This is a genomic window from Zhenpiania hominis (assembly GCF_014333425.1).
GTDB lineage: Bacteria > Bacillota > Clostridia > Peptostreptococcales > Anaerovoracaceae > Hominibacterium > Hominibacterium hominis.
The window spans coordinates 208,777-222,024 of sequence record NZ_JACRYT010000001.1; the positions used below are offsets into that span (position 1 = coordinate 208,777).

The 13,248-nt window shown below is 47.4% G+C and carries 15 protein-coding genes; all 15 read left to right on the top strand.

What is annotated here, in order from left to right; translation table 11 throughout:
* The first annotated feature begins 2 nt into the window (after positions 1-2).
* On the top strand, positions 3-1,244 hold the full coding sequence (locus H9L42_RS01035) for a murein hydrolase activator EnvC family protein (protein ID WP_187301610.1): 1,242 nt from the start codon (positions 3-5) through the stop codon (positions 1,242-1,244).
* Between the two features lie 9 nt (positions 1,245-1,253).
* Positions 1,254-2,888, top strand: a complete 1,635-nt coding sequence (gene recJ / locus H9L42_RS01040; RefSeq protein ID WP_187301611.1) for a single-stranded-DNA-specific exonuclease RecJ — start codon at positions 1,254-1,256, stop codon at positions 2,886-2,888.
* 54 nt (positions 2,889-2,942) lie between these two features.
* Positions 2,943-4,151, top strand: coding sequence for a S41 family peptidase (locus H9L42_RS01045; protein WP_187301612.1), 1,209 nt, complete (start codon positions 2,943-2,945; stop codon positions 4,149-4,151).
* Positions 4,152-4,275: 124 nt separating this feature from the next.
* Positions 4,276-4,578 (top strand): YerC/YecD family TrpR-related protein, encoded by a 303-nt coding sequence (locus H9L42_RS01050; RefSeq protein ID WP_187301613.1) that lies wholly within the window; start codon positions 4,276-4,278, stop codon positions 4,576-4,578.
* A 65-nt stretch (positions 4,579-4,643) separates the two neighbouring features.
* Positions 4,644-5,180 (top strand): 4'-phosphopantetheinyl transferase family protein, encoded by a 537-nt coding sequence (locus H9L42_RS01055; RefSeq protein WP_187301614.1) that lies wholly within the window; start codon positions 4,644-4,646, stop codon positions 5,178-5,180.
* Positions 5,159-6,115, top strand: coding sequence for a DMT family transporter (locus H9L42_RS01060; protein WP_187301615.1), 957 nt, complete (start codon positions 5,159-5,161; stop codon positions 6,113-6,115). Before H9L42_RS01055 ends, H9L42_RS01060 begins: the two co-directional genes overlap by 22 nt.
* On the top strand, positions 6,087-6,917 hold the full coding sequence (locus H9L42_RS01065; RefSeq protein ID WP_187301616.1) for an MBL fold metallo-hydrolase: 831 nt from the start codon (positions 6,087-6,089) through the stop codon (positions 6,915-6,917). Before H9L42_RS01060 ends, H9L42_RS01065 begins: the two co-directional genes overlap by 29 nt.
* Positions 6,907-7,359: a regulatory protein RecX gene (locus H9L42_RS01070; protein ID WP_187301617.1), complete on the top strand. Its 453-nt coding sequence runs from the start codon at positions 6,907-6,909 to the stop codon at positions 7,357-7,359. The genes H9L42_RS01065 and H9L42_RS01070 overlap by 11 nt, the downstream gene beginning before the upstream one ends.
* Positions 7,352-8,050 carry a tRNA threonylcarbamoyladenosine dehydratase gene (locus H9L42_RS01075; protein WP_187301618.1) on the top strand — a complete coding sequence of 233 codons (699 nt, stop codon included), beginning with the start codon at positions 7,352-7,354 and terminating at the stop codon, positions 8,048-8,050. Before H9L42_RS01070 ends, H9L42_RS01075 begins: the two co-directional genes overlap by 8 nt.
* Before the next feature lie 69 nt (positions 8,051-8,119).
* Entirely contained in the window at positions 8,120-8,629 is a 510-nt protein-coding gene (locus tag H9L42_RS01080; protein WP_187301619.1) for an O-acetyl-ADP-ribose deacetylase, read from the top strand.
* 16 nt (positions 8,630-8,645) lie between these two features.
* The gene (locus H9L42_RS01085) at positions 8,646-9,122 is read left to right on the top strand and encodes a hypothetical protein (RefSeq protein ID WP_187301620.1); all 477 of its coding nucleotides are present in this window, start codon (positions 8,646-8,648) and stop codon (positions 9,120-9,122) included.
* Between the two features lie 22 nt (positions 9,123-9,144).
* Positions 9,145-10,428, top strand: coding sequence for a DNA recombination protein RmuC (locus H9L42_RS01090; RefSeq protein WP_187301621.1), 1,284 nt, complete (start codon positions 9,145-9,147; stop codon positions 10,426-10,428).
* Complete coding sequence (locus H9L42_RS01095; protein ID WP_187301622.1) at positions 10,425-11,123, top strand: metallophosphoesterase; 699 nt, start codon at positions 10,425-10,427, stop codon at positions 11,121-11,123. Before H9L42_RS01090 ends, H9L42_RS01095 begins: the two co-directional genes overlap by 4 nt.
* A 4-nt stretch (positions 11,124-11,127) precedes the next feature.
* Positions 11,128-12,303, top strand: a complete 1,176-nt coding sequence (locus H9L42_RS01100) for a phosphopentomutase (RefSeq protein WP_187301623.1) — start codon at positions 11,128-11,130, stop codon at positions 12,301-12,303.
* Positions 12,304-12,308: 5 nt separating this feature from the next.
* Complete coding sequence (locus H9L42_RS01105; protein ID WP_187301624.1) at positions 12,309-13,229, top strand: AraC family ligand binding domain-containing protein; 921 nt, start codon at positions 12,309-12,311, stop codon at positions 13,227-13,229.
* Positions 13,230-13,248: the final 19 nt, after the last annotated feature.

Genomic DNA, 13,248 nt, shown 5'->3' on the forward strand with positions numbered 1-13,248 from the left:
CTATGAAGAAGAAAAAAATTACGTTGCTGACCGCTTTTTTGTTGATTTTTACATTGGTCTGCAGTACAGGTTCTGTCTATGCCAAGAGCCTGACGGAAATCAGTGATGAGATCAAGCAAAATGAAGCGGCCTTGGAGGAAGGGCAGGATGAAGAACAGGAACTTTCCAAGGAAATCGAAAATCTGGAAGTAGCTATAGGAGCGGCAGAAAACGAACTCGCTTCTATAAATGAGGATATTGCGGAAACTCAGACTAAGGTTACAGAGGCAGAGGCAGAGCTGGAAGAAGCACAGGAAAATGTCGATGATCAAAATGATAATCTTAATTCTCGACTGCGGACTATGTATAAAAATGGGAGCATTGGGTTCCTGGACGTACTTCTTGGATCCGGTAGCATTTCAGAATTCCTCAGCAACGTAGATATGCTGAAAAAAGTTTATGTCAGCGACCAGGATGTTCTTACGGATCTAGAAGATGATTATAAGTTAATTGAAGAAAAGAAAGAAACTTTGGAAGAGCTGAATTCTCAGCTTGAAACTCAAAAAAAGCAGCAGGCGGACAAGCAGGCAGAGTTGACGGCAAGTAAGAATGAAGTTTCCGAGAAAAAAGCAAATGTGGTAGCCAGCAATGAGGCATTGGAAGATAATATTGCGGATTTGAATGCGGAAGCAGATCGAATAGAAGCGATTATTGCGGCGGAAGAAGCAAAGGAAAAGCGGGAACAGGCCAAGAAGGAAAAACAGGAAGCGAAAAATGAAAATTCCGGTTCCGAAGAGTCGAATTCCTCTGGAAACAATAAGAAGGATAAAGATAGCGATAAAGACAGCAGTAATTCAAGCTCAAGCGCCCGTTTCACCTGGCCGGTACCGGGATATACATACATTTCCAGCGACTATGGATGGAGAAACTGTCCGTTCCATGGCAGAGAGCTGCATTCCGGGATTGATATGGCCGCGCCCTATGGAACATCCGTACTAGCGGCAGATGATGGCAAGGTTATTTATTCCGGCTGGCTGGGAAGTTACGGAAACGCGGTTATTATTAGCCATGGAAATAGCCTGTATACTCTTTACGGACATAACAGCAGTCTTGTAGTAAGCTATGGAGCCAGAGTTTCCAAAGGACAAAAGATCGCCAGAGTTGGAAGTACGGGAAGCTCTACCGGAAATCACTGTCATTTTGAAGTGAGAAAGGGCGGGAACAGCCATGGAAACAATACTAGCCCATGGCCATACTTAAAATAGGAGCTGCAGATGAACCAAATAAACCCGATTATCGTTGAATTGCTTGCGAAACGGGGGATCCGCGGTGAAGCGGAAATAAACGAATTTTTATCGGATAAACCACAGAAGACATACGATCCATTCCTGCTTCCTGATATGGAGGCAGGGGTGGATTTACTATTACGGGCAATTCACGGAGGAAAAAAAATTTGTATATATGGGGATTATGATGCTGACGGGATTACTTCTGTCAGCATTCTCATGGAGTTTTTGGGAGCTTTAACTCAGAAGATCGAATATTATATCCCTTCTCGATTTGACGAAGGGTATGGGTTGAATTCCGGGGCGATTCGGAACATTTTTGAAAACGGCGCGGAGGTCCTGTTGACTGTGGACTGCGGAAGTGTATCCTACGAGGAAGTTGAGTTGGCAAAAAAACTGGGGATGGAGGTCTTGGTTACCGATCATCACAGCATCACGGATGTACAGGCTGACTGTTTGCTGATCAATCCAAAACGGCAGGACTGCAGATATCCGTTTCGTGAACTGGCAGGTTGCGGAGTCGCGTTCAAACTGGTCCAGGCCATTCAGAGGCGGGCAGATTTGCCGAGAGCGGCAATCAACCGGGTGCTGGATCTGGTGGCGGCAGGGACGATCGCAGATGTGGTTCCTTTGCTGGATGAGAACCGGACTCTGGTGAAACATGGGCTTCACATTATTGCCAGCGGAGTACGTCCGGGCCTTAACGGGCTGATCGAGGGAATTTCTCTGCATAGAGAGACGATACGGGCGGATCAGATCGCTTTCGGCATCGCGCCTCATCTTAACGCGGCAGGGCGTATTGAAGATGCGAAAGTAGCGGTACGTCTGCTGCTGGAAAAGGAACCGAAGCGGATTCGGCGGCATGTGGAACAGCTCGTTTCCTATAATCACCGGCGAAAAAGTCTGCAGGAAGAGGCTTTTAAGAAGTGTTGCCAAATCATCGACTGTCATCTGCAGGATAGAAAGTTCCTGGTTGTATACACGGAGGATGTTCATGAAGGCGTAGCTGGTATTGTAGCTGGAAAGCTGAAGGAGCGATATGAAAGACCGGCGATTCTTGTGACACCATCAGGAGAAGAATTGAAAGGAACCGGGCGGAGTATAAAGGGCGTTCATCTTTATGAAGTTCTGAAGTCTCATGAAGAATTGTTTTCACGGTTCGGGGGACATGAGGGCGCCTGTGGGTTCTCAATGCCGAAAGAAAATCTTCCCCAATTGGAAGCCGTGTTAGAAGAGGATATGGAAAGGATGCTGGACGAGAATCCCCAGCTTTTCTCCCAGGGGATTGAAGCGGATATGAAGTTGGAAGGTTCCCACATAACCCTGGAGCTTGCGGAAGCGCTGGATCGAATGGGGCCTTTCGGAAGTAAAAATCCAAAACCCCGCTTTCTTTTGGAAAAAACGCGGATTAGCGGGCAGCGGCCAATGGGAGATGGAAGGCACATCCGATTTTTTGCGGACTGCAGGGATGGAGCGCAGGTTGAATGCGTGCTCTTTAACCGCGCGGAGGAACTGCGGACGGTTCTTTACGGAGAGGAACCGGTAGATTTGACGGGTACCGTCGATTTTCAGGAATGGAAGGGAAATAAAAAAGTACAATTTACAGTAGAAGCTGTGATATAATACATATTTATAATAAGCGCAAAAAACGCTTAGCAGCGGTTGGGAGGAACGAACATGCATGGGGAAAAGGGAAATGGGATCGTGACGATCCGCAAAAAAAGTTTTGTTTTGGTTTTGGCGATCGCCTTTTTTGTTGGGATGTCAGCGACCATGGGAGGAATACTGCTGATTGAAAACGGAATTGTCGGCGGTACAGTGAAATTATCGAAAAAGGAATATTCTTACTACCAGCAGCTTGATCAGCGTTACTCAAAACTGAATCAGCTGTATAATGAAGTTACGGATAATTTCTATAAAAAGCCGAATGAAGAAGACCTGGAGACCGGTATGTACAAAGGACTGATTGCGGGACTGGGGGATCCTTATTCTGCCTATATGACAAAAGAAGAGTATCAGTCCTGGACAGATGCGACGCTGGGTGAATTTGACGGAATCGGAATTACCTTCTCCACAAATGATAATGGTGAATTTGTAATTGTCAGCACGATTGACGGCACGCCAGCGGACAAGGCCGGACTGAAAGCGGGAGATCTCATTTTAGCTGTAAATGGTAAGACTTATGACAATATGGACGCGGTTAGCGCCGCGGTAAAGGGAAAGGCGGGCACGAAAGTAACAGTAACCTATGAGAGAGACGGAAAACAGAAAACGGCAACAATGACCAGAGAGACGATCATCAACGATACCGTGAAGAGCAAGATGTTGGAAGATAATATCGGGTACATTGAAATTTCTTCTTTCGAAGAACATACGGCGGAAGAGTTTTCTGAAGAATTGAAGAAGATGGAAGAGAAAAAGGTAAAGGGATTTGTAATTGATCTCCGTGAAAACGGCGGGGGAATCGTAGACGCGGGAGTTGATATTGCTGACGAACTTCTGGGGAAGGGTACTATTACGTATTTGCAGGATCAGAAAGGTGAGAAACAGTATATTACCTCAGATAAAAACGCGACCGAGCTTCCATATGTACTGTTGGTAAATGAGAATACGGCCAGTACATCGGAGATTCTGGCCGCGGCGGTTAAGGACGATGGGGAGAACCCTCTGGTGGGAACGACGACCTTTGGGAAAGGAATCGTTCAGACTACAGGGGAATTGACAGACGGAAGCGCGCTGAAAATTACGACGATGCAGTACTTCTCGCCAAAAGGAAACCAAATTAACGGGAAGGGTGTAAAGCCTGATTATACTGTGAAAAACAGCGAAAACGGCAAGACAGATAAGCAGCTCGAAAAGGCGAAAGAATTGTTAAAGAAAAAATAATTGCGCGCGGAAGCTCTGCGATAGCGCTTTAGGGTGTGAAAGCAAATCCGGTTGACGCTGTGTGGCGCCGATGATATAATATTTAGTACAATGTGCTTTCGTATAACAGGAAAGGAGCTGTTTTATGGCCTATGAATCAAAGTTCAAGCGCGCCGACATTGACGAGCTGTTTGAAGCAATTCTGCTGCTGAAAGATGAAGAAGACTGTTACCGTTTTTTTGAAGATATCTGCACAATTAATGAGATCCATGCCATTGCACAGAGGCTTCAGGTCGCGAAACTGCTCTCGGAAAAAAAGACTTATACGGAAATTGAGGATCTGACAAATGCGTCGACTGCAACCATCAGCCGAATTAACAAATGTTTGGTTTATGGAGCGGATGGTTATCAGAGAATTTTGAAAAGAATGGCGGATTCAAAACGATAAAACGCCTGAGCAGAAACAGAAAAAGCGGAACTGTCAGGTTCCGCTATTTTTTGGAGTAAAAGAAAATGTATCTGTATATATATGATCAATATCAGGGAGGACCGGAAGGTCGCAAACGTACAGAAGCCCTTGTTCGGCGCTGCGCAGAATGGTATATTCGGGAAGAACGCATGAATATAGGCACGGTCTCTCCGATTATCTTGAGGACAGAGCGAGGAAAGCCTTACTTTAAAGAAGTTCCGGTTGAATTCTCAGTCAGCCACACGGGGCGGCTGTGGGTCTGCTTGATAGACCGGGATCCAGTAGGGGTCGATATTCAGTATATGCGCAAATGCCGGAGAGAACAGATTGCCGGACGGTATTTCACCCCGGACGAACAGGAATATGCGACAGCTATGGGAGAAGCAGGATTTTTTCAGATTTGGACGAGGAAAGAAGCCTATGTCAAGTTTACAGGGGAAGGGATTAATGAAAAAATGAAGGACGTCTCCACTCTCCGAAGTAATGAGGTGGAATTTGTGGATTTTGACATTCAGAAAGGAGTGAAAGGCTCCTGCTGTATGAAAGAGAAGAGAGAGTTATGGATAAGAAGACTAACATAAAAGCTTATAGCGCGGCTATCTTTTTTTCCGTTTTAGTGGGATTCTCCTTTCTGGGGATCAAGACCTGCGTGCCTTTGGCAAACAGTTTGCAGATTTTAGTTCATCGCTATAATTTCGCTTTTTTGGCGCTGCTTCTTTTACTTGCGCTGCGGATTGCCCGGCTGGATCTCAGAGGCAAGCCGAAAAAAAATCTGATTCTTACCGCCGGATTTTATGTGGGCTTTATGGTACTGCAGGTAATCGGACTGTACTTTTCTTCATCGATTGAGGGCTCGATCATTTTCGCCATTGTTCCGATTATCGCGCAGATTATCGCCTCTGTTTTTTTGGGAGAAAAAGCGACTGTCTGGCAGAACGTTTTTGTCTGCCTCAGTGTTGTCTCTCTAATCATCATGATCATTCTGGGCAGTTCCAGTGTAGAGTTCCACATCAGCGGAATTATCCTTCTGATTTTGTCCAGTATATCCATGGCTGTCAGCAATGTGTTTATGCGTTATGTAAGGGACCAGTACAAACCGATTGAAATTTCCGCGGCCATTATTATCGGCGGCTGTGCGGTTTTCAATTTTGCTTTTTTCGTATATGCGATTTTCAGCGGTAATCTGCATACTTATTTTGAACCGTTTCAGCACACGGAGTTTATTATCGCTACGGCCTATCTGGGCGTAGGGTGCATCCTTCTGTCCGCCCAGCTGATGAGTTATCTTCTCAGCAAGATGGCGGCGGTAAAAGCCACAATTTTTGGGAATGTATCGACTGCGATTTCGATTGTAGCCGGTGTGCTGGTTTTGGGAGAGCCGCTGCGAGCCTATCATATTATCTGTACGGTTTTAATCATTGCAGGCGTAATTGGACTTAGCTTTTCCGGAAATAAAAAATCCGCGGACGAAAAAAAGGAGGAAGAGGATGCGATTTCGATTTCTGATGGAAAATAAAACAGATGGACCCGGCTGTATTGCGGAACATGGGCTGTCTATTTATATTGAGACACAGGGAAGGAGGCTCCTTTTCGATACAGGCGCTTCCGGACTTTTTGTTCAAAACGCGGAAAAACTGGGCGTGGATTTGGGCCGTGTGGATGACGTGGTTATCAGCCATGGGCATTATGATCATACGGGAGGAGTCCCTGCTTTCTGTGACTGTAACAAGACCGCGCCGATCTACATTCATAAAAATGCATTCCATGAAACTTACGGACTGGAGCAAAATGGGGAGTGGGAAAAGGAGCCGTGCAGTATCCGATGGACGCAGGAACAGCGCCAGGCGATGGAACCGCGAATTGTAAGAACCGACGGTGTGACGCAAATCTCCGATACGATTGTTATTTCGGGTACGATTCCTAAAATGGAAGGATATGAGCCGACGGAGACCTTTTTCAGAAAGCTTGAGGATGGCAGGTATGAGGCAGATCCCATGGATCATGAGCAGATTCTGATCATTCGGGAGGAAGAAGGTTTGTACGTTTTTTCCGGCTGCAGCCACCGGGGAGTTGTCCCGGCGATTCGGTATGCCAGGGAACTGTTTGGTGGAGAGCGAATCGCGGTGTTGGTTGCGGGAATGCACCTGTACAACGCGGAAAAGGCGCTGCGGAAAAAAGTAATCGGGCAGATTCTTTCGGAGGATATGGATCTGGTAATGCCGGTACACTGTACAGGCATCGAAGGAATCTGTGAGCTGAAAGCCGCGCTGGGAGAAAAATGTGTCGCGGCTGCAGCGGGGAGCGGATATGGATATTAAAGATACAGCACTCAGATATCTGGCGTCAAGGCCCAGAACTTGCGGAGAAATGAAGAATTTTCTCAGGCAAAAGGGATTTGAAGAACCGGAAATCGACGATATCATCGATCACCTGCGGAATTTACGGTATCTGGATGATCTTGAATACTGCAGGCAGTATTTCGATTATGCCTTTGGAAAGGGAAAGGGAATGTTCCGGGTCAAACGGGAGCTCGAGGAAAAGGGCGTTGAGAACAGTACGATTCAGATCGCCTTTGAGGACTATGAAGCGGAGGAAACGGAGTTTGAACGGGCAAAAAAGCAGGCGGAAAAAATTGCGGCAGGAAAGCCGGCGGATCAAAAACTGGCCGGCCGTATCGGGAGAAGGCTTTCTTCTCTTGGTTACAGCAGCGAGCTGATTTACCGGATTGTAGGCATGTATATGGGAGAACGGAATGAGTGATCGCTTTTCAAGAACAGAATTAATCCTCGGCAGAGAAAACCTGGAAAAACTCTGGAACAGCAGAGTGGCGGTTTTCGGCATCGGCGGCGTGGGAAGCTATACGGCGGAAGCGCTGGCAAGAGCGGGAATCGGAGCCCTGGATCTAATCGACCGGGATGTGGTTGATGTTACGAACATCAACCGACAGCTGATCGCTTCCCAAAGCACCATCGGCAGGGCCAAAGTGGAAGTTATGAAAGAGCGGATTCTGGATATGGATCCTGCAGTGAGGGTAACAGCCCATAAATGTTTTTTTCTTCCGGATACAGAGTTTAGCCTGACTCATTACGATTACATTGTGGATGCCATTGATACCGTAAGCGCCAAGATTGAACTGATTGTACGGGCAGAGCGGGAAGGGATCCCGGTGATCTCATCCATGGGAACGGGAAACAAGCTGGATCCGACGGCCTTTGAAGTGGAGCGGATTGAAAAGACTTCTGTTTGCCCTCTGGCGAAGGTAATGCGCAGAGAACTGAAAAAACGGGGAATCAGCGGGGTAAAGGTTGTGTATTCCAAGGAGGAGCCGGTCCGTCAGATTGAGAGAGGTGTTCCGGCCAGTGTGTCTTTTGTGCCTCCGGTAGCGGGAATGATTTTAGCCGGCGAGGTAATAAAAGATCTGATAAAAACGAATTCCGGACCTGCGGGATGACGGGCGGTCCGAAAGAAGGTATAATGAAAAAAACACCAAAAAGGCATTTTCCAGAAAGGAGGGAGACAGATGAGTTTGAGAGTAGTGAAAGGGGATATTACGAAACTCAAAGTGGACGCAATTGTAAATGCGGCAAATAACACTCTGCTCGGAGGAGGGGGCGTTGACGGAGCTATTCACAGAGCCGCGGGAGCGGAGCTGCTCGAGGAATGCAGGACCCTTGGCGGGTGTGAAACCGGAGAAGCAAAACTGACAAAGGGCTATCAGCTGCCAGCCAAATACGTGATTCACACGGTAGGTCCGGTGTGGCATGGAGGAAACAACGGAGAAGCGGAGCTGCTTCGCAGGGCCTATCGAAACAGCCTGGAAATTGCCAGGGAAAAGGGATTAAAATCCATTGCTTTTCCAGCTATTTCCACGGGCGTATATGGATACCCAAAAGACGCGGCGGCGGAAATCGCGGTAAAAACAGCGCTGGACTTTTTGAAGGACTACGAGATGGATATTATTTTGGTCGCGTTTAGCGATGGAGACAACCTCCGTTATCAAAAACAGATTGAAGGGAATTGCGGAAACTGAGAAAGGCAGAAGCAGTATGACGGATTATAAATCACTGATCCAAAAAATTGAATACTTTTATATTGATATTGTAGAAGAATTCCGGGAAACGGAGCAGCAGATTATGAATGACTCTCAATTTCGCAGTATTTTTCGAAAAAAGGATTACGAGGGCAACGCAGCGCACTTGAAGCAGTGCAGGAATGCGGCCCAGAATATCAGTATAAATGGAATTGCAATTGATGACGGCGATGAGTCGGCTGAGGAAGTGGCACGGCGGTTTATTCAGGCAGTAACAAGCTTTCGAAATCTTTGCGACGCTCATATCCAGTTGCAGATGCTGCTGAAACGAAAGGCACAGAAAGAGAAGATCGGTTTCCTTGAATACAAGGAGTCTTTTGATAAAATGAATCGAGTCCGTCAGGAAACGAACAGGGCCCTGCGGGATCTGGATATTGTTTATACGGATTATACGGAAGAGCACGATTATTACGGCAAAGGCGCCGGAGAATAGAGAACGGCACGAAGGAAGACTTATGGAATATGCAATTTTAATCATAACACTGGCAATTCTAATCGTAATGGTAATCCTTCTGTTCCAGATCCGCTCTCTGAAAAAGAGCGGCGGACAGGGGACTTATCTGAAAGAATCTCACCGGCAGCTTCAGCAGGCAATTAGTGCTTCCCGCCAGGAAACACTACAGCTTGTTCAAAGCAGCATGAAGAATCTTGGGCAGATGCTGGGAGCAAACCAGCGCCAGACTGCTGAGCTGCAGGACAAACGTCTGGCAGACCTTTCGCGGCAGTTTTCCGCCATGACGATGCAGAACGAACAGAAGCTTGAACAGATGCGTCAGACCATAGAAAAGCGACTGGAATATCTGCGGGAGGATAATAATCGTCAGCTTGAACAAATGAGGGACACGGTGGATGAAAAGCTCCAGAAAACTCTGGAATCCAGGATCAGTCAGTCGTTCCGCCTGGTAAGCGAACGGTTGGAGCAGGTTTATAAAGGCTTGGGTGAGATGCAAAACCTTGCTTCTGGAGTCGGCGATCTGAAAAAAGTGCTTTCCAATGTGAAAACAAGGGGAATTTTGGGCGAAATCCAGCTGGGATCCATTTTGGAACAGATCCTTGCGCCGGATCAGTATGAGGAAAATGTCCGAACAAAATCTTCCGGTACGGAACGGGTAGAATTTGCGATCCGGCTTCCGGGAGATGGCGATGGCATTGTTTATCTCCCTATAGACGCCAAGTTTCCGGCAGACGCCTACGTAAGCCTTCTGGACGCCTATGACGCCGGCGACTCGGCGGGAATTCAGGAAGCGGCAAAGCAGCTGGAACGGGCAGTAAAAAAATCAGCGAAGGATATTCACGATAAGTATGTAGAACCGCCTGCGACGACCGATTTCGCGATTCTGTTCCTGCCCTTTGAAGGGCTTTACGCGGAGGTAGTACGCAGGGGTCTTGTAGAAACCTTGCAGAGAGACTACAAGATTAATATTGCAGGACCAACAACTATGGCCGCGTTGCTTAACAGTCTGCAAATGGGATTCAAGACCTTGTCCATTCAGAAGCATTCCAGCGAGGTTTGGGATATCCTGGGGGCAGTCAAGACGGAATTTGATAAATTCGGCGATGTGTTGACGGCTACACAAAATCGAATCAGCCAGGCGGGCGCGGAGCTGGATAAGCTCATTGGTACCCGGACAAGAGGAATCCAGAGGCGGCTCCGCAGTGTCTCACGCATGGATGAGGAAGAAAGCCGGAGGCTGCTTCAGTTTACTGACGACACAGATGAAAGGAACAAGTTTACATGAGCATTTATGCGATTGGCGATCTGCATCTGTCCTTTGCGCCGGGCGTTGAGAAGCCTATGGACATTTACGGAAGCGCGTGGAATGGACATGCGCAGAGGCTGAAGGAAAACTGGGTGGAACTTATCCGGCCGGAGGATACCGTGATTCTGGCAGGGGATATTTCCTGGGGACTGAAGCTTTCAGAGGCTGTCTATGATCTGGAGTGGATCGACAGGCTTCCCGGGAAAAAAGTGATTTTTAAAGGAAACCATGATCTGTGGTGGAGCGGAATTGGGAAACTGAACCGGCTTTATGACTCGATTCATTTCGTCCAGAATACGGCCTGGGAAGCGGAAGGGTGGTTCCTATGCGGCAGCAGAGGCTGGCTCTGTCCGGGAAGCGAGGATTTTACCGTCCAGGATGAGAAAATTTATAAACGAGAGCTTTTGCGTCTGCAAATGTCGCTGGAGGACGCGAAACGGCAGGGAGCGGAGCATCTGATCGGCGTGCTTCATTATCCGCCGTCTTCCGCAAACGGGAGAGGATCTGAGTTTACAAGAGCTTTTGAGGAAGCTGGAGTCAGTCAGGTAGTCTACGGACATCTTCACGGCGCGGACGCGTATCGGAAGGGGATGAAGGGTAAGTATAACGGGATTGAATACAGACTGGTCTCTCTGGATTATCTGAAATGCCGACCTGTATGTATAAAGGAGTGATGTCATGGTAAAAAAAGTGGTTTTAATGGTTTTGGACAGTCTGGGTGTTGGAGAGCTTCCAGACGCGGAAAGCTATGGGGACAAGGGCGCGGATACTTTGGGTCATATTGCGTCAGAGTATCCTAGGCTTCATATTCCAAATCTGCGGCAAATCGGATTCGGAAATGTACCGGGAGCGGCAGGAGGAAAATTCGCGGTAGAGCATCCTGTGGGATGCTTTGGGAAGCTGAAAGAAATGTCCAAGGGCAAAGATACGATTACCGGACACTGGGAGATTGCAGGACTTTATACACAGCAGCCCTTTAAAACCTATCCGGATGGATTCCCCCAGGCGTTTATTGAAAAATTTGAAGCGGCAATCGGCAGGAAGGTACTGGGGAATTACGCGGCTTCCGGAACGGTCATTATCGACGAGTTGGGGCCGGAACATGAAGCGACGGGAATGCCGATTGTTTATACTTCCGCGGACAGCGTTTTCCAGATTGCGGCGGATACCTCTGTAATTCCGTTGGAAGCTCTTTATCATATTTGCGAGATTGCCCGGGAAATGCTGACTGGGGAATGGTCCTGCGGGAGAGTGATTGCCCGGCCGTATATCCGAAAGGATGGAAAAAGGGTGCGGACATCGGATCGAAGGGACTACGCGGTATCCCCTTCTGGCGTTACGATGCTGGATCATATCTCAGCGACTGGAAGAGAAGTGTACGCGGTGGGAAAAATACGGGATATTTTTAACGGACAGGGTATTACCCAAGCCGTACATACGGAAAACAATATGGATGGGGTGGATAAAACCATTCAGGCCGTAAAGCAGGATTTTGATGGATTGATTTTTACGAACCTGGTAGATTTTGATTCCAAGTACGGGCATAGAAGAGATCCGGAAGGCTATGGTAAGGCAATCGAAGAATTTGACAGACGGCTGCCGGAGCTTATAGCAGCTATGGGCAGCGAGGATATTCTTATTTTGTGCGCCGACCATGGAAACGATCCAACGCACAGCGGTTGGGATCATACCAGGGAACATGTCCCTGTGGTGGCTTTTGGCGCACCGATAAAAGAAGGGGAAAATTTGAGAATAAGAGACACTTTCGCGGACATCGGCGCAACAGTATGTGAACTGTTCGATGCTGAACAGACCGCAATTGGACGTAGTTTTTGGAAGGAAATTAAGAGGTAGGAAAAATGGATGCACGGGTCTGTGAAACAATGAAATTCATGCAGCAGTTTCGGTTTCGCGAAGGCCGCAGAGGCAGTGTGTTTATCGGTCAGGTTGTTTCTATGCCGATTCATATGCACGATGGTATGGAACTGTTGTATGTTCTGAAAGGAAAAGTGGAGATTCGAATCAGCTTTCATCGCTATCAGTTAAAAGCAGGAGATTTTTTTCTTGTAAATTCCTATGAGGCGCACAGCATCAAGGAAAGAGATGCGGCAGAAATTCTTTTTCTTCAACTGGATCAGGACTTGTTTACAGGGAAAAAATTTGCCTATGACCCGCGTTGTTATGGAAGCTGCAAAGAAAAAGCAGTAAAAGAGATGAAAGAAAATATGGTAAAAATCTATCTGCTGTCCGGAGCGAAGTTGCAGACGCAGGAAACCGAAGAGCTGATGCAAAATGTCGCAGAACTCTGCGATCATTTTCTCCAGACCAGGCAGAAGGCGGAAGACGCCCAGATCCAACAGGCGGAACTCCTTCTTCTGGGGACGGAATTGACCGTACAGCAGGTTGGCAGAGAGGCTGGGTTCCCAACCCATGCTTACTTTGTAAAGTCCTTTAAAGAATGTTTTAAGATGGCGCCTTCTGCTTTCAGACAGAAATATCGGGATCAGATTTATCCTAAAAAGGAAAGAATCTGTAGAAAAATAATTTATTCTCCGGATGAATTGACCGAAAGGGTTTGCATGCTGGAACGGGAGACTCAGAAGCGATATCTCACCGGTTTGGGAGAAGCGTTGGAACAAGCTGCTTTTTTGTGCGAACTTCTTCCTGAGGGGCAAGTAGAGAATGAAAGGCTGTGGTTCCACAGAACGGAAAATCGGACAGAGGTACGGTTAAAAGATAAAACGGCTGCGCTTCTCACAGAGAATGTAAAAGAAGCTTAACTGGAGACGGCCGGGAAAT